The organism is Vibrio bivalvicida (assembly GCF_001399455.2).
Lineage (GTDB): Bacteria > Pseudomonadota > Gammaproteobacteria > Enterobacterales > Vibrionaceae > Vibrio > Vibrio bivalvicida.
Map to the genome: position 1 here is coordinate 1 of NZ_LLEI02000091.1, position 25,733 is coordinate 25,733.

Below are 25,733 nucleotides of genomic sequence, written 5' to 3' on the forward strand. Positions count from 1 at the left end.
ACGAGGTGCATCTTAACACCTCTAATCAGGTGGCCAAATTCACCGTACCACTACACCTCAACGTCCTTAGTTCGACGGCTTATACAGGTGTAGTGCGGACAAACAAGCGGGATGTTAGCGAGCTTAAATACTGAGTCTAGAAAATCTTGCAGCACTCGCAATGGCATAGAGAAAACGCGCTTCACCATCAGTGCTGTTGTAATCGGCTAAGTCACTGAATCGGCAAGGTCTACCGCGCTTACCTTGTTTGCTTTGTTTCCACTCGGCTATCGTTTCCTCATCAATCCAAAAGGTCAGAGAACCACTGTTAATTAAGGATTTATTGTAATGCTTTCAGTTAGTTGTTTTGTAACGAGATTTCGGAATAAGGCTACGATAATTCACTGATGTAGCCGATCAGATCGTCACTTCCTGATTTAGTTCCATCGAATTACGCAACAAAGCCGGTAGATTATGCAAAGTATAGTGAAACCGTCTTTCAAGATGATTTTCTTACGTGTTAATTAATAAAAGATAAAGTCCTTGTGCTTATATTACACATCCTAAAAACCTTTCCTATCTATGTCACTGCAAACCCTGTGTCATGATTTTGTATGTACATTGTAATATCACGCTCACCATTACAGTCTAATTCGACAACTAACCAATAGATTGCATTAATATACAATTATATTTATGTATACCAATCACTTCCTCAACACAAAAAATAAATAATAATCAGATGCTTATAATGCAACATTAAGACAATCAGTCGTTTTTCAATCATAAGTCTCTTTGTCTACTCACGTTTAATCATCGTGACTCCTACGTACACTTCCTTACTTACCTTAGACATACTTGTTAAGTGCAGATTGATATTGTTAGGCATATAAGTCCAACAACAACCAATAGATCTTAACAATGAACATTGCTAGAACTTCTTTCATTTTTATCCTGCCCTTTATAACAATCGCGTGTACCACTAGTAGCAACGGTCATGTCTTCAAATCAGAGTGTGGCTTTTTTGAGCTTTCGGGCAGTAAACCTCTCACATATTCCATTGAAAATGAGAATGTGGTGAGCCTAGATGGTGTCATTTGCTCTGGGTCACTCGACACATTTGTCAGACTTACAGGATCTTATCCAAATCTTCATACGCTCAACATCAATATTATTGAAGGCAGCAGCGACGATGAAACCAATCTAAAACTTTCAAAGCTCATCCATGACATGGGCATCAACACACACTTAAACAAAGACGGCCTAATCGCCAGTGGTGGCGTTGACTTATTTCTCGCAGGCATCCATAGAACTGCCGAAGATGCTCATCCACAAATAGGTGTACATAGCTGGGAAAGCTCCGATGGAACCGATGGAGGGCAAGTGCCTAAGTCCGACCCAGTCCATCAAAAATATTTGACTTACTACAACCACATCAATGTCGAACCAGACTTCTACTGGTTTACCCTTGAGGCGGCTCCTGCAAGTGACATTCACTGGATGACACAAAGTGAACTAGCTCAATACCGCGTTATCACCCCATAGACTCTCAGACAAAAGCCCACTCAGGAATATCCCTAGGGCTTAATAGAAAACTTCCGATAGGATTTACAACATGAATAAATACTCTGCTTTACTCGTTTCCCTTCTTGTTAGTGGCGCCACTTTTGCTGATGGATTCGAAGGTGAACTGTCGTATATGGTGGGCTATGGCAAAAGTACCAGTAACTTAAGTACTGAAAACAGTACTAAAACAGGTGAGCTCAATAGCGCAGGCACTTCACACTCTGGCACGCAACAAGGGCCTTTTGGTCAGTTGCGTTACAACTTTGGCGAACAGCAGGTTTTTGTTGGGATGTCTAGGGATGACATCGTCCAAGGCGTTTTTGCTATGGAGCTTGGATACTCTCGTTTGCTGACGGATGATCATGCTATTTCATTTTCTTACTTGCCTACTATAGCTAACGGAAAGGTTTGGCAAGACCCTTACCTAGTAAACAAAGCGCGTAAAGAAACCGACATTTCTGGCAATGCCTATCGTATTACCTTCGAGAACGTGCAAGACGCTGGATTAAAAGTTGACCTAGCCTATTACGATCAGAAGTTAGAGCGTGAGTTCTCTGGAAGTAGCTACGCTGTTGACCAAACACTGCTACGTCGAGGCGGTAAGGGGTACAACATAGAGGTTTCTAATGGGATCCCACTTAGCCACGATATTTTACTACAACCATCTTTTGGATATCGACAATTTGAGGCAGACGGTAAAGCCATGGCATATGGCCGCTACAGTGCCGCTCTGACAGCAATGTACATTGATGGTAATCACCTCTTCTCTTTACATGGCGGGCTGTTCAAAGCCGATTACAAAGCCGTTAACCCTATGTTTAAGAGAAAGCGTGAAGACAAAGGGTATGAGGCTACGTTTGCCTATGAATATCAAGGATTTATGGGATGGGACAACCTAGGGTTTAACGCGCTCGCCAGCTACAGTCGCTCCGATTCAAACATCACTTTTTACGACGAAAACGACTACATGGTCGGCGTGGGCGTGAGTTACTTTTTCTAAACGCCAAACCACTCAATCAGGGAAAGTCTCGCCGTAGGCTTTCTCTGCTACCAATGATATTATTCAATGAAGTAGTTGATTAGTTTTGTCTCAAAATTGGTAATTTTGCCTACTGACCAAACATTCGGAGGCGTTTCTGCAAGTCTTGCGATGTTGGGTGATATCAATATCGGCGAGCCTAAAGCAAGAATAGGGTTTGCGGGGCGCCGTGTTATAGAGCATACCGTTCGTGAAAAATTACCCGAAGACTTTCAGCGGAGTGAGTTCCTCTTAGCTCATGGCGCTATAGACATGATTATAGACAGACGTGATATGCGCGAACGAGTTGGTGGATTAATAGCTAAAATGACAAATACAACTTGGTGAATCCCACTTAGGTAAGAGGTTCAAAGCTGTTGGCTAAACTGTTCAATATCACCAACAGCTTTGGGTTAGTACTCTATTCAGGAGCTTTAAAAGGCATATCCAAATTAAACAGATAGTTTGCCGTAATATACATTGGGTCGCTATCTTGCTTTTGTTCACGTTTGGGGTTGGTTTCGAACACCCCTTCCCATGTCATATTTTTATCATCATCACACGTTACTTTACGCGCCATAACTATTTGATTGGGCGGGATAGAGTTACACGCGATTTCCATTTGCGTATAAGCATTGGGCAAAGCAGCATGCTTACCTTTTTTATAAAGCTCATCTACCACATCGACCGATTTATCATCGCTGTATAGAGCATAAACATAGCCACCGTATAAAGATGCATACTTCATCGCTATAGTGATTTCTTTTGAAGTCGAAATCCCCCCTATCATTTGTCCGCCGTCTTGGATTTGGATCCCCCCTTTAAAACGAGGCTTGAATCCGACAGAAAAGATGGTTGAAGGGGGACGAGTATCAGCTCTGTAGACTATACGCATACGCTCTTTGTCTCCTGGTTGCAACTGAGTTAAGCGGTGTGAAGGGCCCGTAAAATCTCTTATTTGTAGTACAAACACACACCCAAAAATATGAAACGATAGTAATACAGTTAAACTTATTATTCTATGTGTTCTGTTTTATGTACCACTGAACCTATCGCATTACTAACTTAAAACAAACATATGTGATTCTGGCTCAGCAACTTTTAGCTACCCAACCAAAATAGCTTTTATAGAAAAATGAGGTTCTTTATTTCAACCATTAGAGAGAAACAGCGAGGCGATTAGCTTACGAAACACAGCCTTTCATCTATGCTTATAGAAAAACAATAATAAGTGGAACTATGAAAGCTTGCGTTTTAATTGCCTTGTGGATTCTCCCCTTCTCAGCTATCGCCGCGACTTCTGAGCCTCATCAGCTCGACTATTTGTCTATGTTTATGGGGCTTTTTGGTGGCTTAGCCATGTTTCTTTATGGCATGGAAAAGATGTCCGATGCTTTAAAAAGAACTGCTGGTAGTCGTATGAAGCAAGTTCTTGGAACATTAACCAAAACTCGGATAAGTTCAGTTGCAACGGGAGCAGGTTTGACTGCTGTCATTCAATCATCTTCTGTCACGACAGTGTTAGTGGTTGGTTTTGTCAGTGCAGGACTGATGTCATTAAACCAAGCTGTTGGCGTAATTATGGGTGCCAATATCGGTACAACCATTACCGCGCAAATTATAGCCTTTAAAGTAACAAAAGCGGCGATGGCGATGATCGCTGTAGGCTTTGCAATTGAAATGGCGTCTAAACAGCAACAAAACAAAAACTACGGCAATATCATTTTAGGCCTTGGTTTGTTGTTTTTGGGCATGAACCTAATGAGTGAGTCCATGTCACCATTGCGAGTTTTCCAGCCTTTTATTGATTTTATGGCAAGAATGGACAACCCAATTTTTGCCATTTTGCTAGCCGCAACGTTTACCGCTTTAGTCCAATCTTCATCGGCGACGACGGGGATCGTGATTGTTCTAGCTAGTCAGGGATTTATTACGCTTGAGTCTGGAATAGCAATGTCGATGGGTGCGAATATAGGAACTTGTGTCACTGCGTTATTAGCTGCCATTGGCAAAAGCATTGAAGCAAAACAGACATCAGCCATTCATCTATTGTTTAACCTTGCTGGTGTGCTGATTTGGCTACCAATGATCAGTTTTATTGCGCTCGCTGCCACCTCGATATCACCTGGCTACTCAGATTTAGATGGTATCGAACGCCTTGCAGCAGAAACACCGCGCCAAATAGCTAATGCTAACACCATGTTTAATGTCGCTAATACGCTCATTATGCTGCCATTTAGCGCCTTTTTTGTCACGATAGTTAAAAAGCTTATTCCTCATCAGGCTTCTGCAAAAGAACAACAAAAAGTCCAACTCAAATACATCAAAAAAGAATACTTATCGACTCCAGATATCGCACTTGAACAAACTCACTTGGAAATTGGTCGTCTTGGTCGTCGAGTGACCAACATGGTCAACCGACTTCCTCCCTTAGCAAGCCAACCCAAAAATGAAGACGAGAAGCACACCATTAGACAAACCCTAAGAGAGATTGAAAAAGTCGAAGACGAAGTAGATGTGCTGCACGCAAAAATTCTTTCCTACCTTGGAAAGTTACGTCAGTCACCGCTAACACAGCAAGAAAGCAGGCATCAAATTAAATTAGTCAGCATTACTGATCAACTAGAAAGTGTTGCTGATCTCGTCGCCAACAACATGCTGCCGCTCTGTTATAAGACACTAGATGCTAACATTCAAGCTAGTCCAGAGATGCGTGAAACACTTGATCGCACCCATTCTAGAGTTAATCAGGCGCTGCTCGACAGCGTCAATGCGATACGCCGAGAAGATGGCCAATTAGCCGAGAATGTGCTCAATGCTAAAAATGAAATCAATATCCTTCTAGAGTCAATTCTTGAACTCCAAGCGCAAAGGCTCTCTCAAGCAACCGAACAAAGATTAGCTATTTTTCGGATTCAAATGGAATGGGTAGAAGCTTTGAAAAGAATTTACACACTGAGTAAGCGCGTAGCTAAGTTACAGCTACGCAAGTAATAACTATTGTGGCAAACATGCCTAGATTTCAGGTAGAAAGTGGTTACTTAAAGGCCATCGCGCCTTTACCGACACCTTCATAAGCGATGATCTGCAAAGATTGACCATCCTTCAAGCTCGGTTTCACTTCATCGGCAATATAGCAGGCTAACAGCTCAACCGTAGTATCCGTCGGTAGAATTTCTGTTTCACTTTTGCCAATCGCTAGCTCAAACTCTCCTTGCGGAGCGGTGTAACGAAAACCAAAATGGGTCTCGTCTGTGACGCCATTGGCTGTTTCGCTAAGATTAAGTTCAGCAACAAAAACTTGATCTTCTTTGGACCCTAAGTAAATATCTTGCCAGCGTTGTGCAAAAGCCGCTTCTTTTACGCTGTCTCGCTGACCATCCACCAGTATTTCAATCGGAGAACGATGCCCATGCGCTATGCGCTGACAATTGCCATCGTGTTTTTTCAAACCATGTGTATAGTGATAAAACGCACCTGAAATGTTTTCGTGGCGTAGTGTAATGTCTATACCCGTCACATTGCTAGGCAGATTATTGCGTAGAATTTGGTATACGTGACTGGTAATGCTGTCGAGATTAATCTCTTCCGCATCAATCAAGCAGTAAGCTTCATTCGGGCAGTGAAGGTGGATACTCTTCTCACCACGCAGAACATCAAGTGTGGAGTAACCCGCTTTACTTGGCTTGTAAACAACGGCTGAGCTTTGTTTTGGTACAAGTAGTCGGTGGTCAACATACTGATCAACAAGCTGTTTGATTTGCTTCTTCACCCTACCGAAATCCAATACCATACTCATTTCATTGAGTTCACCAGACATGGTAACATCTAAAATCCAACTATCTCCCACGACCCCTCTGTGTTCACAGATGTATGAAGAATCGATAACGGTAAGATCTCTTACAAATAGGTTCAAGTTGAACTCCTTACTACATTAATGAGATACGGGAGGCTGATTGTCATTTCAGCAGGCACTTCGTCTCACTATTTAGGGTGAATAAAATGGAGAGGCAGGATGTATCAACGACTTGGTAAAGTCCACCTTTTTTGCGCCTCCTAGAGAAGAAAAGAGCAAACTCTGTTCAATTTCGCTTAAACATAGTCCACGGTAACAAAATTGCTACCATTTGGGTCTAGTCAATAACGAGTTGGATGGCTTACGTTAAAAGCCCTAGGTGTATTAAAACCTAGGGCGATAGGTGTGTGATGAGAAGGTTTAAATTAGATCCATTAGCTGAGTTTAAAGTTCGCAACCTGACGTTTCAGATCATCATTGGTATCATTCAGCCTTTCTGCTGCCTGAACGGTTTCTTGCCCGCTATTAACTAGCGACTCCACAATATCACGTATCGATAGCATATTGCGGCTCAACTCTTCGGCCACCGTACTTTGTTCTTCAGTGGCTGCCGCGATTTGGGTACTGACATCATCGATCTCTTTTACCGAGTCGCTCATCATAGATAGGCTTTGAGATACCTCTGATGTTTTGTCTGCAGTCTCTTGACATTGGTTCTTAGTCGCACTCATAGCCGTTACAACGCTTTCTGTGCCGCTAAGAAGTTGGCTGAGCATATCCGAGATTTCCATCGTACTATTCTGAGTTCGGGCTGCTAACGCTCGTACCTCATCTGCTACGACGGCAAACCCTCGACCTTGCTCTCCGGCCCTCGCCGCTTCTATTGCCGCATTTAATGCGAGTAAGTTAGTTTGCTCTGAAATTTCACCAATGACATTAAGCACATTGCTAATTTTATTGGCGTCTTGGTTCATGCGCATGATGCTGTTTGACATCTCGTCGACTTCTGACACCAATGCACTCACGGTATCAACAGCATTGTTTACTATTCTTAGTGACGATAACGCTTCTTTACTCGCTTCTTCAGTAATGCCGTTAGATTGGGTAACGTTCTCTGCCACGTTACGCGCACTCTCACTCATCTCGGTTATTGCTGTGACGACCTGCTCTGTTTCCTGTGAATGTGATAAAAGCTTCGATTCATTATCTCTTGCCGTACAACCGAGTTGATCAACACTAACTGAGATGTGCTCACTGGCATGAGAGATCTGCAGCATCATCTGTTGTAAATTCTCTACAAATTTGTTGAATCCTGCACTTATCTGAGCCAAATCATCTTCACCACTGACCTCTAGCCTCTGGGTCAAATCACCATTGCCTTGAGATAGGTCGAAAACTGCAGACTTGAGTTTTAAAAGCGGTTTGTAAGCAAAATGTAGGATGAAGAATATCGCCCCACAGCTCACCACGAGAAGCATTGCTCCTGTCGCAAAAGACTCGTACATCGCACTGTAGACACCAGCAAGTGCAGAATCCTGATCCACAAACACCATTAACGTCCAGTACATGTCCTGAGACAGATTTACGCGCTCAAAATAACCATCAAACTGAATACCTAAATAAGGGAATGTTAGGTGCCCAGACTGCTCGGAAAAAAACATCTGTTCCATTTCCTGAAAGTTGGGGCTAATTTGAGAAGGCGTTCGACCAATATCATTTGGGTCGTCACTGGCAAAGAAAACCGCATTCCTATCCGTTAGTGTCGCAGCACCACCTGCAAAGCGCATATTGCTGACCGTTGTGATGACCTCGCCAAGTTGAACATCACCAAGTAGTACGCCAACAAACTGCCCGTCTTGTGTGACTGGCATTGTCACGCTCACTACTTTTTCTTTAGTTACTTGGTCTTGATAAATGTCAGTAAGTTTAACACCACCAGAGCTTTTCGCAGACTTATACCAATCCCTTGTTCTAAAGTCGAACTTTGCCCCATCAATGGACATATAAGTTCGGCCGTCTTCGTAGGTCATGATGACATTTGAAATTGCAGCGCTCTTGGCAAGTAAAACCACCATTTTTTGATTATCTTCGTCACTGAGTGTTGTATTGAAGATCTGTGCCCCTTGCTCAATGGCATTAATCCTAAACTTCATCATCTGCTCGAGTTCAGTGACATGAAAACTGAGTTTGTCTGAAGTTTTTGATACAAGCCCATCAACCATTTTATCTCTCATTGATAGGATATTTAATGTCCCTAGTACAATTAGCGAAACAGCTACCAAAGTACCAACACCTAGATATATTCTTGATTTAAAGCCTAAGTTCATCATAAACCTCACGCATCAACGATCTTACTCGGAATGATGAATGACAATCGGTTACTGTAATTATATTGTGATTCGCGCATTGTTCTCAGCACGTAAAACCAACCTATCACCCAGCCAACGAAAACCAGCGCCATACAATATGCAACTAGGTTATCAATAGTACATCTAGTTGCAATTCCACCAACAATCAACATTTCACCTCACACTTTTATAAATAATCATTCTTATTTACATTTAACTCATTCTCCGCGTGAATATATGAGAACTCATAGCGACTTTTCGAACTGTTCATATTGAGGCTCTGCTCAGTGACTATAGTCAGCTATACACGAGTTTTCGTGTTGGCTAGGTAGCGAAAAACACTCTCGCTACTTGTTCCTGATACTAAGTATTTAAATCTTGGAGCAAAAATTATGAGTAACAGCAATAAAATCAACTACGGTCCAAAGCGAACGCCTTGGATCGAACAAGTTCCTGAGTTCGCAATAGGCAAAATAACGCCTCCATCTGCTGACCCAATCGAGGTATACGCAGAGCGAAACTATGATTTCCATTACACTGAGCAGGCTATTAATGGGTTCGACGTTGAACTGCCTCCCACAGGTCAAAACTGCGGTGAACAAAACAGTGTTTACGAACAAATTCAAGCATACGTAGACTCCCAAAAAGAGCGCTTTCTTGGCTATCAGACCGAAGAGAACATAAGTTATAAAAATCGATTGGCGCCTTTTCTCAATGTCAGTTTGAACAACGTTGGAGACCCCTTTGTCAACGGTAACTATACGATCAACTCGAAATGTGTAGAGCGCTCTGTACTGGATTACTATGCTTCGCTATGGAATGCGCAATGGCCTTCTCAAGGGCCTTACATTGACGAAAATGGAGACTTCCAGAAAGGTGTTGGTGAAAGCTATTGGGGGTATGTGCTAACAATGGGAAGCACAGAAGGTAACTTGTACGGTATGTTGAATGCGCGCGATTACCTCAGTGGTGTCATGCTGCTCGAAGAGGAAATTCGCGCAGAAACCGATGATGGTGATACTATTTCAAACTGCCAAGTGTATGCGCACCACCCCACTCCCCCTAAGCAAACCCCGAATGCCTATACTCCCGTAGCGTTTTTTTCCGAAGACACTCACTACTCCATCGTAAAAGCTATGGCTGTAGAGAAAATTGAAACTTTTGGTGAGCTAGGTAATCGGCTGTTCCCAGATTGCAACCCTGTGAATCCTGGTCAAAAATGGCCTGCGGAGGTTGAATCCGAAGGGCCAACACCAGAGCTACCTGCGGGTTCAGGAGCAATTGACGTAGACAAGCTTATCAAGTACGTCACATTTTTCGCCGAAAAAGGCTACCCTATTCTACTCGTGCTCAACTGTGGAACGACATTTAAAGGGGCGTACGACAACGTTTCACTGATCACCCAGAGATTAAAGCCGATATTAGAGGAAAATGGGCTATGGGAAAGACAGGTTCCCATTGATCCAGATGACCCGAGTTGTGGATATGAATCACGTAATGGCTACTGGCTTCATATTGATGGCGCCCTTGGAGGAAGCTACGTGCCATTTATAAAAATGGCGAAAGATTGCGATGAGTATCAGTCATTTTTTAGTGAACACGACAGCTATAGTGGACCAGACTTCGACTTCAAAAACCCAATGGTGCACTCAATAGTGACCAGCGGACACAAATTCCCTGGTGCCCCTTGGCCAACAGGTATCTATATGACCAAACAGCAGTATATGGTCTCTCCTCCAGATAACCCTGAATACATCGGCTCGCCGGACACCACATTTGCAGGTTCGCGAAATGGCCTATCGCCCATAGTTTTATGGGAGTATTTCGCACGGAACAGCTACAAGGAGCAGATACGGTTAACCATGAAGGCCCAAGAAATGGCTCAGTATGCTCACAAACAACTCAAAGATGTTGCCGATTACTGGGCTAAGAAAGGCTCACCTTTACCTGAAGGCCTATGGTTACAGCGAACTCCTCTTTCACTCTCGCTAATCTTTTGCCAACCAAATGAAGAAATCATTTTCCGCTACTCATTGGCCAAAGAAAGTACCACCGTAACAGTCTGCGATGATGGAAAAGAGGTTGATCAAGTTCGTCACTACGTCCACTTATTTACTATGTGGGATGTGGATAAACAACTCATCGATAGTCTATGTGAAGACTTGAAACAAGATGGGGCATTTGATGCTCGCCTGTTCAAGAAGATCAAACACACTACTGTTCATAAACCACGAGTGAAAAACGCTGTAAGACAAATACAGCTACCACTTAAGGGGCGGTCCTTTCGTTAGAGAACTTGAAACTTTGGAATATTAGAAACAACTTAGCCCACTTTAAGTGGGCTAAGTTTCAACAAGCGAAGCAACACAACAATTCGAGTGAGATTGCTAAACTAAGAGTCGAACAAGAATGCCTTAATCTACCTGATCTAAACGTCGTATTAATCTAGCAGGCGTTCCACCATATAAGCAATCTGGTGGTACATCATGATTAACGACTGAATTGGCGGCAATCACGGAACGAGCCCCTATGGTAACACTTTGATTGATGACACAGTTACCGCCAATCCAAACATCGTCTTCAACGGTAATTGGAAGGCAATATGTTTCCCATTTTCTGCGCTTTATGTAATCCAAAGAGTGTGAAGCGGTATAAAACTGAGTGCTTGGGCCTATTAGCACATTATCACCAATGGTAATTTTTGCTCCATCTAACATCACAACATTCATGTTTACAAAAGTGTTGTCACCGATCTCAATCGTTTTGCCAAATTCGCAATGAAAGGGAGACTGCACAACACTCTTACCGATCGCTCCCAATAAAGATTGCTGAAGTTTCTGCCTTTCTATTGGCTCTATTGATTGGTTGAACCTTTTTAAAGTATGGAGGGCTTGATTTCGTAACGTGTCTATTTCTTGGTCGGCGCCGTCAAACTTCTGACCCGACATCATTTTTTCTAATTCAGACATAGAGAATACCTAGTAAACGTAACCAGCTCAGGATAAAGGTTTCATACAAATAAAACAGAGTAAAAGATGAACCGAATCGTTTCCCATTTTCAGCCTTAACTTAACCAAGTAGGTGTTTTTCAATCTGTCTGCACTTTCCTAAATATAAAACTATATTTATATTAAAGATTACGAAGTTAATGCCTTTAAGAAGAAGGAGGCGGACCGCTACATATGACAGTAACCCATAGGTCTTTTGCAATTATGCTCGCAGTGGCAGTTAGCTTATTATTGATATTTATACTCAGCCATGACGACGTAGTCGGTCATCAGCATACGCACGGCTATCATCAGAGTAAGGCACATGCTCAACCTACAAACACCGACCTAATTACTCCTATTCCCGAGGCCGTAAACGTTAATAAACAGTACGCCAAAATCGGCTGGTTATTATTTAAAGACCCCCAACTTTCTTCAAACGGACGAGTAAGCTGTGAGTCCTGCCATCACTTGGCAAGTAACGGAGCTGAACCTACTGCGGTTTCAACTGGTGTCGAAGGTAAAGGGACGAGAAACTCAATCACCGTTTTTAACACCTCACTTAACTACCGATTTTTCTGGGATGGCCGAGCAAACTCTTTAAATGACCAAATTGACGAACCTATCCATAGCAATCTCGAAATGAATTCCGACTGGCCATCTATTACCGAGTATGTCGCTAACTCCCCTAAATACGTGCAGCTATTCACAGAACAGAAATTGGAAGCCAATGAACAAACCATTAAATCAATGTTGGTCGAGTTTATGAGTGCACTTGTCACCCCTAACGCACCGTTCGACAGATACTTACAAGGTGAAGATATCGCCCTAAGTGCACAACAAATTGATGGTTGGGAGCTCTTTCAAAAACACGGCTGTGTACGTTGTCATCGAGGTACCAACATTGGTGGTGGGATGGTGATGAAGTTTGGTTTATATGGGCTTAGATTCCAAGGAGAAGAACGCTCGACCGATACAGGCCGTCACATGCGCAGCAATAAACCAGAGGATATGTACATTTTTAGGGTGGCGAGTTTAAGAAATGTCGCTAACACAGCCCCTTATTTTCATGATGGGCAAACGAACAACCTAGAAGATGCGATACAAATAATGGCCAAAAGCCAGCTCGGGCTTACTCTAGATGCAGAAGAGTTAAACGCGATCAGTGCCTTTTTAAATTCTCTAAGTGCAGAAAGACCTGCTATTTTGAAGGAGTTTGAAAATGAATCTTACTAAAGTGCTATTTTCAATTGCCTCAGTTTTGTCGTTGTTCATTAGTGTCTTTGTATATCTTCTCTACCTAGAGCAAAAGCAATTAAACTCATATCAAGCAAGGATTAGTGCTTTGGGGCATGAGGTGATTGAAGTTCGAGATGTGATGACTACCCACGCTCTGTCATCTCGATTAGATCCTTACTATTTAAACTCTGTGATGGTAGATCTTGAAATTGAAAGCAAGGCTGTTTTATCAAGTTATCAACAAGTATCAAGACTCGGCCTTTACACACATCAAACAAGCAATGCGTTGAATCATTTCCATCAATCCTTGCTCAGTCTAACTGCAACTATGGATAAAGCCGTTGGCTTAATCATCGTTAAAGATGCTTTGCTCACTTCTTTATTGGAGCAAATCGGCGTTTCCACTGGCAGTGCATCGTTAGAACGAGAAGCTTTATCTAGAATTATTCACTTATCCTCTGCAACGTCTCCCGAGCTTCGATCCACAATCGTTACGTTTAAAGAAGTGGATTTGCAACTGCTTGACTGGTTTACTGCACTGCTCTCACCGAGCAATTCAGAGTTTGTCGAACACACAGAGAAGTTACTCAGACGACAGGCTACTGACATACAAACTCGAATGCTTCAGCTAGTTATTGCACTCGGATTGGTCGTATCTGCTTTTGTTGTTTATACCTACCTTAATCGTCTAAAAGAGCTCAAAAGAAACAACTTGGCATATCAAGAGGCCATCAACAAGACCGAAAAGGCCAATCAAGCAAAGTCGATGTTCTTAGCAACTATGAGTCATGAACTTAGAACTCCTCTGGGAGGCGTTTTGGGTGTCGCGCAGATGATTCGCGAAGATACTCAAGACAGTAAAACCCGAGAACAAGCCGATATGATCGTCGAATCAGGTAGTCACCTTCTAACATTACTTAACGACATTCTCGACTTTTCGAAAGTTGAACAAGGAAGGCTGGTGTTAGAAAAACATCCGTACTCTTTACAGGAGCTAATACAACCATTAGAGAATACTCTAGCCCCTTTAGCTCTAAATAAAGGTATTGAACTAATCATTCCAAGTTACCAGGCTGATAACATTAAGCTCGTCGGTGATTTGGCTCGTACTAGGCAACTGCTGTTTAATATTGTTGGCAACGCAATTAAGTTTACCAATCAAGGCAAGGTTGACGTAACGATCGAGTTGGACGGAGGTGACTCACATGGCGTTCACTTCTCGGTAAAAGACAGTGGAATCGGCATTGATGAGACAAAACTCGAACATATCTTCACTCCTTTTGAACAAGCAGAACTTTCTACGACACGCAAGTTTGGCGGGACTGGACTTGGCCTCTCGATCGTAAAAAAACTCGTCGACTTGATGGATGGAGCAATTTCGGTAGAAAGCCAGCTTGGTAAAGGTGCTAAATTTGACATATATCTTCCTTTAGAAGTACGACGTACTCAAGTTGATACAAACAACATACAACTTGTATCATCAGACACCATCACATCGATCAACCAACTAAGAATTTTGCTGATTGAGGATAATCGCGTAAATGCCGTCGTCGCAAAACGCTTTCTTAGAGAATATGCTAGCGATATCATATGGGCTAAAGATGGTTTGCAAGCGCTCGAAATACTTAAGAGAGATCAATTCGATCTGATTGTTACAGACAATCATATGCCTAAGCTAAGTGGGTTTGAAACCATCAAACGTATTCGAAATGTGTTAAAACTCGATACGGTAGTATTTGCTTATACTGCAGATGTTTTTAAAGAAGCACACGACTCGCTAATTGGTGCAGGAGCAAATTTTGTTCTTACTAAACCACTGCAAAAACCTAGCTTGGACCTAGCTCTTAAACAGTTCTCTGGCGAGATCATCGCTCGCTTACATAATGACGGCGAAATCCCGAAAATTATCCCTTTAATCCGCCACCCAGCAAGCCAACTTGCAATGACAGAGGAAGATCTTTCAGTAAGTGCAGTGTTCAACGACCCAACATTATGCCGTGTATCTAAACTTGAATTATTAATTGGGCTGAAAGCAAAGTTAAACTATTTAACAGACCAGCTCATCGAAGCCTACTCTGCCTCAGACTTTGAATTAATGACACAGATATTACAGCAAGTAGAAAACACAGCCTCTGAGCAAAAACTAGAGGGGATACTCGCTTTAGCAATAGAAGCAAGAAAGAGTAGCGAGCACAAACAACTGCCCAACGTTGAGCACCTACAACAACTTGTAAATCGTATGCTTGTGAATCACCACCAAGCTCAGCGGCTTACGCTAGAACTAAGCCACCAGGGAAAACGCGCAGAACATTTCTAGCCACCGAAATAGAAAATGGAGCCTAAAAGCTCCATTTATATGTTAGATATTTTCACAAAAATGTCAGGCCGCCACTTCTCTTAACCGAGCAAAGAACACGGGGTACTTATTACGGATCTTTCTTTGTTCATCAACCATGATTTTAAAAGTTGGGCCTTTGCGAAGTTGAACGACTACTTCGTCACGATCAAAACGAAGCACTGCCCCTTCAATCTCGACACGGCTTTGATCATTTAGATTCAGCATACCTTTGATCTCAAGACCTCTATACATATTGTTAGCGTTGCTCACTACCATTCGAATACCGCCCTCAGAGACTTCGGTCACTTGAAATAAGTCTTCTCCGAGCCTAACAAAAGGCCGCGCCCGTTTCGGGTATCTTAAGCGGTAAAACTGTCTTTTCTGTATAAAGCTACTCATGGTCCTGATCCTGCTCCGCGCTATTCATAGCTTACTCTAACCTTAAAGTATAACCTTTTCGAAGTAAAAAAGCTGTAGACAAGCATTAGCTATTCAACATCCACTCTACTATATCGGCAATGAATTGGTTTTTTGAAGGTTTGCGCGAAACGCAGTTGGTAAATGTGTGATGTATGTTGGTCCTTAAGAAATGAACAGAGACGGGTAATAGGACGCGCAATTAACAACAATCCACGATTTTCGAGCCGCCAGTAGCTTTATTGCGTATGTCGCTAATGCATATGGTGAACAAGGTGTGGCGTTGGGTTCGATCTATGTGGCAGCCAACATCATGGCCCTAACGACTGCCCTGTCTACTTTGACATTTACTGTGGGTGTATTATTGCTTCTCAGCTTAGGTTTTATATATACAAAAAATCAATGCAAACTATTGTTATATAAGTATTTAAAACAAATCACTGAGCAAAAAATCTTTACTTTACTTTTGGGCTTTTTAAGCTTAGATTTCGCACAATTATTATCCTTCTCGAGAATATTATGCCAGAGCAGCGTCTAGGCAATGGAATGGCCGCTTTTTCGTTCTTACTTTGGGGTCTATTGCCACTTTACTATCAGTTTTTACCCAATGCCGCGACCGATGAGCTACTCGCAATGCGCTTGATTGCTTCGGTACCACTTGGTGCGCTCATCGTTTTAGTAGTCACTAAGCGTTTGCCAGATCTACGTGCAATCTGGACGGATAAGCGCTCCCTTGCCTACACAACTGCAGCAACAGTGATGATGTCTATTTCATGGTGTGCATTTACTTGGGCCCTCACTAACGACAGAGTGATAGACGCCAGTTTGGGCTTTTTTATTAGCCCTATTACCATGATGGCATTAGGCGTGTTCTTCTTGAAAGAGTCACTGTCCATAGGCAAGAAAGTTGCCCTTGTGCTTGCCTGTATTGGCCTCACCTATCAAATCATCCATTATGGTGAGATCCCGTACATAGCCCTAACGATGGCGATTTTCTTTACCTTTTACGGTTGGTGTAAGAAGAAAATCAATTATAGCTGGAGCACTGGACTGTATGTCGAAGCCTTGGTGCTGTTACCTATCGCCCTATTCTATATGGGTTATAAAGAAGTCACGATAGGTACTGAGTCTCTTCATCATGGAGCATCCACTCTAGCTCTATATCTAGGTGCAGCTCCCGCCACGTTGCTCCCTTTGGTGTTTTACTCGATTGCGATTCGGTTAACTACCATGTCGACTATCGGATTAATGCAATACATCGAGCCAACTATTCAGTTTTTTCTCGCAATTTACTTATTCGGTGAAGCCTTTGATGAAGTGAAACTAATTAGCTTTAGTTTTATCTGGGCAGGTCTAATTTTTACCATTTTCGACAGCTTACGCTTTCGATACACAGCGAAGTACAGATAGAAAAATCCCCTGCCAAACTTGGTAGGGGATTTTCTCAAATAACCGGATTAGAAAGCCAAGCTTAAGCTACCTTGCCAAATCATACCAACAGCTAGCATCGCAACTGCGCCTAGCATGCCAGCACCGAGCTTCTCTCGACCTTCAAATGGATTGATACCCTGCTCTTTCTTAGCCTGAATATAAAAATACAGCCCTGGCACATACAAAATAGCCGATAGCAGTAAGTAGTTTAAGCCCGACGCATAAAGCAACCAAATCCCGTAGAGTGTCGCGCCCACGCCGATCAGCAACAGGCTCCCCTTGTTCTTTTCTTCAATCGCAATTTTGAGTACGAAAGCACCGACAAGGAAATACGGCACTAAGATCATTTCTGATGCAATGATGAGCAAAGTATCGTATGTACTGCCTGCAAACATCACAAATACAAGCGAGATCTGAATCCAGACATTGGTTAATGTCAGAGGCTTAACTGGACTACCCGCTTTGTTTAGTTCTGCATAACGCTTAGGAAACATTTTCTCTTTTGCGCATAGGTATGGCGCTTCTGATGCCAATACCGTCCAACTCAGGAACGCTCCACATACTGAAATCAGTAAGCCAATACTAATGATGTATTGTCCCCACGGGCCTAATATTTCTGTGAGCACTTTAGCCATAGAAGGGTTGTGGTAGCCGGCCAGTTCAACGGGTTTCACGACCCCCATAGAAAGTAAAGTTACAAAGACATAAATCGATAATGCCGTTAGGAGGCCTAATATAGTAGCTCGGCCAATATCTTTACGATTTCTAGCTCGACCAGAGACAACGACCGCCCCTTCAATCCCTATGAATACCCATACTGTAACCAGCATAGTACTCTTTACCTGAGACACGAGATCATGCCCTTCTCCAAAGTGGAGCCCGGTAAAGTCTATGGTAAATGTGTTCCACTGAAACGCAAATGCAGCGCAAACAATAAAAATTAACAGCGGAACTAACTTGGCGTAGGTAGTAACCATGTTAATCAGCGCCGCTGTTTGAACACCACGTAACACCAATGCATGCACCATCCACAACAAACAAGATGCGCCGATGATTGATATTAACGTATTGCCCTGGCCAAAGATGATGTTGTCTGGTGTATCAAACAGCATTCCAAGTGTGCTAAAAACGATCACCAAATAGGATACGTTCGCAAGCATGGCACTTAACCAATACCCCCAAGCAGAGCAAAAACCAACAAAATCACCAAAACCTGCTTTGGCGTAACCAAAGACACCGCTATCAACATTTGGTCGATGTGAGGCGAGCTTTTGAAATGAGAGAGCAAGGAAGATCATACCAACGCCTGTGATCGTCCAGCCGATTAATACTGCTGCGGGGCTAGCAACAGAAGCCATATTTTGAGGCAGGCTAAAAACACCCGCGCCGATCATCGAACCTATGACGATCGCTGTTAGCGAACTCAAGCCGAGTTTATTATCCATTATTGTTTCCGGTGTAACCGTTCAGGAGGTGCAATACTACGCTGAAATGCATGTGATAGGCAGAGCTGCTGTGAGCTAAGTCGCACATATGATTAGCAAATCATAGATTTCATTGTCACCGATCAAATCAGAGCGCTCATTATAATGTCTTTACAATAAAACAAGAAAATAAATTAGCATTATAAACCACATTCAAAGCAAAAAAGCAGCATATAACACCAAACGAAAACCATTATAAAACATATAATAGAACTAACGATTAACAACAATAACGACTAATTATCCGTTCATTTACGCCAATTATGCACAAACCCAAGCAACCAATAGAATTTAGACTAAGCTAATAACAGGTAAAGTGACAACAACGCACATTGCCTCTCAATGATATCCATTACTTCCTGTTTGTAAGGTCGCTGAAAGGCGACCATTTTTTTATGATAGCCATAACTGTTCACAGGCTACAAAAAAAGCAGCCCGAAAGCTGCTTCTACAAATCCATGTTTTAATGCTTAGCTTTGTCAGGCTCGTGGCTAAACTCAGCTTGTTGATAAATGTCGGCTAAACTGCGGTCTTTTCTCTGCTTTGCACGCTTGGTTTTAGCACAGTAGTGGTAGCTTTGATCTTCTAACGCCTTTTCATGAGCCTTTGCTGATTGAATAAACTCAGGATCTGACATCGATTGTTGACGTAGGCGATTAACGCGTTTGATGGTTTCCAACAACATAATAGACCTCCCATTTACCTGTATCTATAACCAGTATAATCGGTTCATTTTTAAGATCAATAAATACTGGATATAAAAACATGAAGTAGCTTTAATCTCTTGATGTAGAAAAGTTTATCCTTAGCTTAAGGATAGATACAAACGTTAAATCCTATATTTTTAATCGATAAAAACTATTGATGGATAGGCGCTATCACAGCGATTGCTTACCTCCAATTCTCACCACATGCACCACTCGATAGAATTGTAATCACATCAATGTAACTGGCAAGATTTTTGAGAGCATTCGTCGTAGAAGGTAGAGCAATGCACGGCACTTTTGCTGCAGGTGTGTTTGGATTCGTTTATAGAAAATGGCTTTCAAATAGGGATTATCGAAGGTGAGAAACATCTTGCAAACCGAGAGGGCGTATATGGTCTGACTCTGCTGTTAGTAAGAGCGCCATACCGTTCGTCATGACGGCTTGCGATTCGGCGCTCGGCCAATATTGACGTTATAGACCAGACAAGTCGAGTTCAACAGGCTTACCGAGCCAGTACGCATATTCAGAGTGATCTTTTATATCATCACCAGTAAGTGCATGAACTAATATAGACAATCCATTTCGCAAATTATCTAGCCATGAAACCACGGACTCAAATTCACTTGACGTAAAGGTAATGGAAAAGCTCCACATTGTATGAGGGCCAACTAACTTCTCATTAAACCTACCAACTGGTAATTCAAACCTGTTCATGGCTTGCTCGCGAATTTGTCTAGCCAACTCGCAACTCTGTTGGTCAAAATAGATGTGAGCATGGTATTTTTGATGAATATTTTTTGGATAGGACACAAGCAATAAACTTTTTGAGTGAATCATAATACTAGCTTAACACTGCCGTAGCCAACACTCGCGCTTACTTACAATAATTACAAAACTTGTACCAACGGGGTAAACAGGTGATCAGATAACTGCGCAGGTATTTATTCTGGTTGGTATTACGCAACTATCCCCTTTTCGACAGCGTATTTAGCCAGCTCAGCCGTGCTGTGAAGATCGAGTTTATGCTTAATGTTTTGGCGGTGTGTCTCAACCGTTCGGTAGCTTATATTTAGTAGTGAAGCAATCTTCTTGCTACTGTTCCCCTCTGCAACGAGCTTAAGTATTGCCTCTTCACGGCGACTAAGCGGATTAGGCTTTTGTGCAATAGGAACAACTTCTTGCGAAAAAAGCGTTTGCGTGACTGATTCACAAAAGTAAGTTGACCCTTGGTAGACGGTTTTGATCGCTTGGACCATACGCCGCGCACATATCTCTTTAAGCATGTAGCCTACCGCCCCTACCTGCATCACCTTCATGATGTACTCGCGATTGTCATGCATGGTGAGCATTAAGACTTTGACATCAGGCATCGACTCTTTAATCACTCGCGTCGCATCAATGCCATTCATCATCGGCATACTGACATCCATCAGAACCACATCCGGATTTAGTGACTTCACGACATCAATGGCCTCTAAACCATTGCTGGCTGAACCTATCACTTCTATCTCAGGCTCAGTTTGAAGTCGTGCGATAAATCCATCCAAGACCACTTGGTGATCATCAACAATCACCACTTTAATCGGTTCATCCATATACCAATCCATCCAATTCCAGTAGTACGGTTATCTCGGTGCCAAAACCCGGCTCACTTTCTATTTCAAAATCGCCACCAATAAACTCAACCCGCTCGCGCATATTACGTAAGCCAATGCCGCTTTTTCTTAGCGAGGCGTTGACATCAAAGCCCACACCATCATCGCGAATAATAAGCTGAAGCATATTACCCATCTGATGTAATATCACGCTAACCGTATTAGCGTGGGCGTGTTTTTCGATGTTAGTCAGTGACTCTTGAGCAACACGATACAAAGTCGTCGCGACTTCTGATTTTAGTTTTCCAGGCTGAGTGGTCAAAGAAGCTTCAACGTCGACACCAGAGTGCGATTTAAAGTCTTGCAGTAGTGTATTCATTGCCGCCTCTAAACCGATATCATCTAGTGCACTCGGGCGTAGGTTATGAGAAATATGCCTTACCTCGTTGATCGCCGTCATTAGTGATTGTTGAGACTTGACCAGGTGCTGTTGCAACGGAGCTTCGGTTATCTTACTCGATAGTAGTTCCAAATGGCATTTACTCGACACCAGTAATTGGTTAATTCCGTCATGAAGCTCACGAGCGAGGTGTTTTTTTTCATCTTCCTGAAACATCACCGTTTTATGAGCCAGTTCTTTTAAGCTTTTGTCGGCTAACCGGTGCTCATGCAAGTTCACAGCAAGGGTAATAACCACAATCACCCCTACCGTCACTATTACTATGACGATAACAGAGAAGAAAGTAGTTTCGATGTTTTTACTCACCTCTGATTTTAGATTAGCGACTTCATTAGTGATATCTTCTATATAAAGCCCAGTACCAACCATCCAATTCCATTTGTCTAACCACGCCGCGTAACTCAGTTTGGTAACGTTTTCTCCGGTAGAAGGTTTCTGCCACAGATAACGATGAAACCCACCACCATTTTGTGCTTGTTCTATCAGGGTCTCTATCAGCAAATCACCATTCTCATCTTGAAGGTCAATAAGATTTTGGCCTATGAGATTGGGCATGATTGGGTGAACAAGGTTGGTTCCTTGCTCGTCGTAAGCAAAAAAATAGCCGTCTTTGTCTTTGCCATAACGAAGTTTCGACAACACGGATTTAACCTGTTGCTTTGCTATGTCTTCCGACAGACTTTCATCATTATAAATGTGTGAGATCGCATCAAATGCCAGAGCAACGTGATCTTTGAGCGCGGTCTCCTTTGATCGGATCAAACCATCTTCAAAGATCTGAATCTCTTTTTCACCTAGAGTTTTTGCTTGATGGATCGAAATCCAACTCGTAAGTGCGGTGACGAGCAACAAAGGTAACAGGCTAAGTAAAATCAATTTTGCTTGTAGAGGCATCCTTCCCCCAATGACAACAGAGGCTGCTTACCAATTTGGCAAGCAGCCCCACTTTAACAGGAGTTGTTAATATTACGTAACTAAAGGATCACATTCCGTAGAATTCAGGGAACACGAGCAATGATGCGAGTACGAGAATCTGAATCGCAATAAACGGCATCACACCTCGATAGATATCCCTTGTCGTCACCCCTTTCGGTGCCACACCTTTCAGGTAGAAGAGACTAAAACCAAACGGTGGAGTTAAAAAAGACGTTTGTAGATTCATCGCAATCAAAATGGCAAACCAGGTCATATTGATACCCATAATTTCAGCGACAGGTGCAATGATCGGTACAATAATGAAACAAATCTCTACGAAATCGATAAAGAAGCCAAGAATTAGTATCACTAGCATAGTAATAATAAGGAAACCCCATTTCTCACCCGGGATTTGTAACATCCACTCTTCTACTAAGTAATCACCACCTGTATAGGTGAAGGCCATAGAGAACGCCGTTGCACCAAGTAAGATAGCAAACACCATTGCAGTCACTTTAACTGTCTCTTTTGACGCGTCATACACCATCGACCAACTAAACTGACGGTACAATATCGCCAATACAATTGCTCCTGCTCCCCCTAGAGCCGCTGACTCAGTCGGCGTTGCTACTCCTGCGAATATTGAGCCGAGTACAACAATAATTAAGGCTAGCGGTGGCACAACAGCTTTGAGAGCTGCGATAATTTCTTGCTTACGGCTCAAGTTATCATCGCTTGGCATTGGTTGCGCAGCGTCAGGATTCAGCTTGGCGTAAACTAGAATATAAACAACATAGGCGCCAACTAACACGAGGCCCGGCCAAACCGCCGCTTGAAACAAGTCACCAACAGGGACACCAAGGACATCGCCAAGTAAGATCAGTACGATTGAAGGCGGGATAATCTGTCCAAGCGTGCCAGAAGCACAGATAGTGCCACAGGCTAACCCTTTGTCGTAGTTGTACTTAAGCATAACAGGCAAAGAGATTAATCCCATTGCCACAACAGAAGCACCAACAACACCAGTGGAAGCCGCAAGCAGTGCGCCCACTAAAACAGTTGAAATGGCTAATCCACCTCTTACGCCACCAAACAACTTACCCATAGACTCTAGCAGTTGCTCAGCCAAACGAGTCTTTTGCAGAACCAAGCCCATAAATACAAACAGCGGTACCGCCATAAGTACAGTGTTTTCCATAATGGACTGGATTCGGTAAGGCATGAAAGCAAACATATCCATACCTTCAGCCCAAACCCCAAAGATTAATGCAATACCACCAAAGGTAAACGCAACCGGAAAGCCAAGTAGCAGTGCAAACAAAGCGACAAAAAACATTACGATACCGACCACTGTAGCCCCCTTTATTTGCGATCTTGTGAATAGATAAGGTGTGGATTGACGATCTTGTTTAGTGAATGCAGCAATAAACCAACACCACTGATCGCCATAAAGAAAAACGACAACGGGATCATCGCTTTAATTATCCAGCGATAAGGTAAACCACCTGGGTCACCTGACGTCTCACCTAAGGCATAGCTCTCTTTGGCAAAATCAATACCGTAGTAAGCCACCAATAAGCAAAACGGGAAAAGGAAGATAAGAGTTCCAAGCAAATCGATAATGGCTTGAGCCTTGTTCGATAAACGCTCATAGAAGAGATCAACCCGGACATGACCACCAGCTTTAATTGCATAAGGAACACCAAGTAGGAAGACTGCTGAGAACAGATGCCACTCCATTTCTTGAAACGCTATGGAAACGTCGTTAAATACGTAACGCATTACAACGTCGTAAACGACATTCGCAAGTAGCAAAATAAATAAAATGCTTGATAACCACCCTAGGAAGTCACCAAAACGATTAAATATTCGCTCGATATAGATTAGGCTTCTCATTCCCTACTCCATGGAATTTAGAATATGCGCCACTATCATTTTGTGGCGCTATTATTGATAAGTTTTCTTGGGCTTTAGTTAGGTGACAACGTCACCTAACTATTTATTGTTATTGTGCTTGGCTGTTTAAGTACGCGCGGTGAGAAATGTCGGTCCACGAACGCACTTGCTTAAGGTAATCAGCTTGAGATTGTTGAATTTGCTTCGCTAGCTCGTCTTTCTCCGCATGTTTAGCCAATAGGCGACCATTCGCTTCACGAAGTGCACTCATCACGGCTGGCGGGAAGTCTTTAACTTGAACGTCAGGATATTCAGACTTGATTGAAACCCAGTTCTTACCACTTTCGTGGGTCGCTTGAGTGTACATGTCATAAGCAGCAGTGCGCATCGCTACACGTAGAATTTCACGAAGATCTTCTGGTAGACGCTCGTAAGTACGCTTATTTACCAAGAACTGCAACTCCGAGCCCGGTTCATGCCAACCTGTATAGTAGTATGGGGCAATTTTGTGGAAACCCATCCGTAAGTCGAGTGAAGGGCCTACCCATTCAAGCGCATCGATAGTGCGGCGTTCTAGAGAGGTATATAGTTCACCCGGAGCAATGTTGGTCGGCTTTGCCCCAAGTTCTGCAAGAATTTCACCCGCAAAGCCAGGAATGCGCATTTTCAAACCTTGCAGATCTTCTACTGAGTTAATCTCTTTTTGGAACCAACCACCCATCTGGATATCTGTGTTGCCCCCTGGGAATGACAACAGATTATGCGGAGAGTAAACCTGCTCCATCAGTTCCATACCGCCACCGTGATAGAACCATGCATACTGCTCTGCTGGTGTCATACCAAACGGCATTGAAGTAAAGTACAGCGTGTTTGGTACTTTACCTTTCCAGTAGTAAGAGCCTGAGTGACCTAAGTCGTACTGACCCGACTTGACCATATCGAAAATGCCTAGCGGCGCTTTATGCTTGTTCGCAGAGTCGATTCGGATTTGCAGACGGCCATTAGACATCTTCTCGGCCATTTCGGCCATATTCTTAGTTGCATCACCAAAGACCGGGAAATTTGGCCCCCAGGTTTCAGCTAGCTTTAAGCGATACACTTTTTCTGCCGCATTAGCGGAAGTTGCTGCCACAGCCAATGCTGCCGCAATCGCGGTTCCTTTTAGCACTCTTTTTAGAGATTGTTTGATAAGACTCATGTTCACGTCCTTTGTTTACGGGTCATACCTGTTAGGGCATGTTCTATTTCTCATACAGATTGGTTCATCAATAACCAAGAAGAAATAGGCGTGAACACGGACTGGTTTTAACAAAAACAGAGAGGCCCAGACTAAAGAACTACGTAGATATACGTAGGAAATGCGAAACAATATTTTCACACCACATATAAATCAACAAGTTAAAACTAGAAAGAAAAACATCCCAAGTAAAATATACCTAGTAACTTATCCAATAAAGAATTGATTGAAAATGTGATAAGAGTATTAAACATAATTTAAAAAAATGAAAAAGCCCCGACTTAGTCGAGGCTCTAAAGCATTGTTTATCTAACCCGAG

General features: G+C 42.8%; 20 protein-coding genes and 2 pseudogenes. 8 read left to right on the plus strand and 14 right to left on the minus strand.

Annotated elements, in window-relative coordinates:
* Nucleotides 1-53: 53 nt before the first annotated feature.
* A pseudogene (locus APB76_RS22785) lies at nt 54-312 on the minus strand (transposase); the annotation flags it as partial.
* A gap of 588 nt (nt 313-900) precedes the next feature.
* Here APB76_RS22785 and APB76_RS21645 point away from each other — a divergent pair.
* From APB76_RS21645 to APB76_RS21655, 3 genes and pseudogenes are all read left to right on the plus strand, one after another.
* On the plus strand, nt 901-1,524 hold the full coding sequence (locus APB76_RS21645; RefSeq protein ID WP_054962515.1) for a hypothetical protein: 624 nt from the start codon (nt 901-903) through the stop codon (nt 1,522-1,524).
* Nucleotides 1,525-1,594: 70 nt separating this feature from the next.
* The gene (locus APB76_RS21650; protein ID WP_054962516.1) at nt 1,595-2,545 is read left to right on the plus strand and encodes a DUF2860 family protein; all 951 of its coding nucleotides are present in this window, start codon (nt 1,595-1,597) and stop codon (nt 2,543-2,545) included.
* 111 nt (nt 2,546-2,656) lie between these two features.
* A pseudogene (locus APB76_RS21655) lies at nt 2,657-2,911 on the plus strand (acetyl-CoA carboxylase, carboxyltransferase subunit beta); the annotation flags it as partial.
* A gap of 73 nt (nt 2,912-2,984) precedes the next feature.
* On the opposite strand, the gene APB76_RS21660 reads toward APB76_RS21655, so the two are convergent.
* Nucleotides 2,985-3,458, minus strand: coding sequence for a hypothetical protein (locus APB76_RS21660; RefSeq protein WP_049845111.1), 474 nt, complete (start codon nt 3,456-3,458; stop codon nt 2,985-2,987).
* Nucleotides 3,459-3,802: 344 nt separating this feature from the next.
* Here APB76_RS21660 and APB76_RS21665 point away from each other — a divergent pair, with 344 nt between their 5' ends.
* Nucleotides 3,803-5,557: a Na/Pi cotransporter family protein gene (locus APB76_RS21665; protein ID WP_054962518.1), complete on the plus strand. Its 1,755-nt coding sequence runs from the start codon at nt 3,803-3,805 to the stop codon at nt 5,555-5,557.
* A 43-nt stretch (nt 5,558-5,600) separates the two neighbouring features.
* On the opposite strand, the gene APB76_RS21670 is transcribed toward APB76_RS21665, so the two are convergent.
* Nucleotides 5,601-6,479, minus strand: coding sequence for a 6-pyruvoyl trahydropterin synthase family protein (locus APB76_RS21670; RefSeq protein ID WP_054962519.1), 879 nt, complete (start codon nt 6,477-6,479; stop codon nt 5,601-5,603).
* A gap of 314 nt (nt 6,480-6,793) precedes the next feature.
* On the minus strand, nt 6,794-8,686 hold the full coding sequence (locus APB76_RS21675; RefSeq protein ID WP_054962520.1) for a methyl-accepting chemotaxis protein: 1,893 nt from the start codon (nt 8,684-8,686) through the stop codon (nt 6,794-6,796).
* 413 nt (nt 8,687-9,099) lie between these two features.
* Between APB76_RS21675 and APB76_RS21685 the strand changes: the two genes are divergently transcribed.
* The gene (locus APB76_RS21685; RefSeq protein WP_054962522.1) at nt 9,100-10,998 is read left to right on the plus strand and encodes a PLP-dependent aminotransferase family protein; all 1,899 of its coding nucleotides are present in this window, start codon (nt 9,100-9,102) and stop codon (nt 10,996-10,998) included.
* Between the two features lie 123 nt (nt 10,999-11,121).
* Here the strand turns inward: APB76_RS21685 and APB76_RS21690 are convergent, their stop codons facing one another.
* The gene (locus APB76_RS21690) at nt 11,122-11,676 is read right to left on the minus strand and encodes a sugar O-acetyltransferase (RefSeq protein ID WP_054962523.1); all 555 of its coding nucleotides are present in this window, start codon (nt 11,674-11,676) and stop codon (nt 11,122-11,124) included.
* 213 nt (nt 11,677-11,889) lie between these two features.
* Between APB76_RS21690 and APB76_RS21695 the strand changes: the two genes are divergently transcribed.
* Both APB76_RS21695 and APB76_RS21700 read left to right on the plus strand, forming a co-directional pair.
* Nucleotides 11,890-12,930, plus strand: coding sequence for a cytochrome-c peroxidase (locus APB76_RS21695; RefSeq protein ID WP_054962524.1), 1,041 nt, complete (start codon nt 11,890-11,892; stop codon nt 12,928-12,930).
* On the plus strand, nt 12,917-15,250 hold the full coding sequence (locus tag APB76_RS21700; protein ID WP_054962525.1) for an ATP-binding protein: 2,334 nt from the start codon (nt 12,917-12,919) through the stop codon (nt 15,248-15,250). The genes APB76_RS21695 and APB76_RS21700 overlap by 14 nt, the downstream gene beginning before the upstream one ends.
* 63 nt (nt 15,251-15,313) lie before the next feature.
* Here APB76_RS21700 and APB76_RS21705 read toward each other — a convergent pair whose 3' ends face one another.
* Nucleotides 15,314-15,670 (minus strand): PilZ domain-containing protein, encoded by a 357-nt coding sequence (locus APB76_RS21705; protein ID WP_049845103.1) that lies wholly within the window; start codon nt 15,668-15,670, stop codon nt 15,314-15,316.
* A gap of 537 nt (nt 15,671-16,207) precedes the next feature.
* Here APB76_RS21705 and rarD point away from each other — a divergent pair.
* The gene (gene rarD, locus APB76_RS21710) at nt 16,208-17,098 is read left to right on the plus strand and encodes an EamA family transporter RarD (RefSeq protein ID WP_049845102.1); all 891 of its coding nucleotides are present in this window, start codon (nt 16,208-16,210) and stop codon (nt 17,096-17,098) included.
* A gap of 47 nt (nt 17,099-17,145) precedes the next feature.
* On the opposite strand, the gene APB76_RS21715 is transcribed toward rarD, so the two are convergent.
* From APB76_RS21715 to APB76_RS21750, 8 genes are all read right to left on the minus strand, one after another.
* Nucleotides 17,146-18,564, minus strand: coding sequence for a basic amino acid/polyamine antiporter (locus APB76_RS21715; protein WP_054962526.1), 1,419 nt, complete (start codon nt 18,562-18,564; stop codon nt 17,146-17,148).
* 502 nt (nt 18,565-19,066) lie between these two features.
* On the minus strand, nt 19,067-19,288 hold the full coding sequence (locus APB76_RS21720; RefSeq protein WP_049845100.1) for a hypothetical protein: 222 nt from the start codon (nt 19,286-19,288) through the stop codon (nt 19,067-19,069).
* A gap of 494 nt (nt 19,289-19,782) precedes the next feature.
* On the minus strand, nt 19,783-20,121 hold the full coding sequence (locus APB76_RS21725; protein WP_054962609.1) for a DOPA 4,5-dioxygenase family protein: 339 nt from the start codon (nt 20,119-20,121) through the stop codon (nt 19,783-19,785).
* 146 nt (nt 20,122-20,267) lie between these two features.
* On the minus strand, nt 20,268-20,906 hold the full coding sequence (locus tag APB76_RS21730; RefSeq protein WP_049845099.1) for a response regulator: 639 nt from the start codon (nt 20,904-20,906) through the stop codon (nt 20,268-20,270).
* Nucleotides 20,899-22,260: a cache domain-containing protein gene (locus tag APB76_RS21735; protein ID WP_049845098.1), complete on the minus strand. Its 1,362-nt coding sequence runs from the start codon at nt 22,258-22,260 to the stop codon at nt 20,899-20,901. The genes APB76_RS21730 and APB76_RS21735 overlap by 8 nt, the downstream gene beginning before the upstream one ends.
* An 88-nt stretch (nt 22,261-22,348) precedes the next feature.
* A complete protein-coding gene (locus APB76_RS21740) occupies nt 22,349-23,632 on the minus strand; it encodes a TRAP transporter large permease (protein WP_049845097.1) in 1,284 nt (427 codons plus the stop codon).
* Between the two features lie 11 nt (nt 23,633-23,643).
* Entirely contained in the window at nt 23,644-24,177 is a 534-nt protein-coding gene (locus tag APB76_RS21745) for a TRAP transporter small permease subunit (protein ID WP_054962527.1), read from the minus strand.
* A 109-nt stretch (nt 24,178-24,286) separates the two neighbouring features.
* Nucleotides 24,287-25,375 (minus strand): TRAP transporter substrate-binding protein, encoded by a 1,089-nt coding sequence (locus tag APB76_RS21750; RefSeq protein WP_049845095.1) that lies wholly within the window; start codon nt 25,373-25,375, stop codon nt 24,287-24,289.
* Between the last annotated feature and the right edge of the window lie 358 nt (nt 25,376-25,733).